Origin of the sequence: Bacillus sp. GbtcB14, from assembly GCF_019091205.1 — a bacterium.
GTDB classification, from domain to species: domain Bacteria; phylum Bacillota; class Bacilli; order Bacillales; family Bacillaceae_G; genus Bacillus_A; species Bacillus_A cereus_AG.
The window spans coordinates 1-234 of sequence record NZ_JAGXJT010000326.1 but is presented as its reverse complement, the minus strand read 5'-3'; the positions used below and the strand labels follow the sequence as shown (position 1 = coordinate 234).

The following is a 234-nucleotide window of genomic DNA, read 5'->3' as shown; positions in this document are numbered from 1 at the left end:
TTTTGAACCACTGCACCTTGATCACCCATTAATTTTACACTACCCTTATTACAGACAACTCCATTGACAAAATTATCCTCCTTGATAACAAATGCACACTCGATGAATGTATTATACAGGTATTTTACATACCAGTTATTTTGGTATGAACTAACCCCTCCAACATTCGGACCGTGAAATGTGTTAGTTTCTACAATCACATTTATACGATCAGCATTTGCAAAATGCCCTCTA

Annotated in this window: 1 protein-coding gene; it reads right to left on the bottom strand. The window is 35.9% G+C overall.

Annotation, left to right across the window (positions count from 1 at the left end):
• On the bottom strand, positions 1–234 hold a 234-nt coding region (locus tag KVT31_RS30035), incomplete at both ends, for a hypothetical protein (RefSeq protein WP_217613777.1).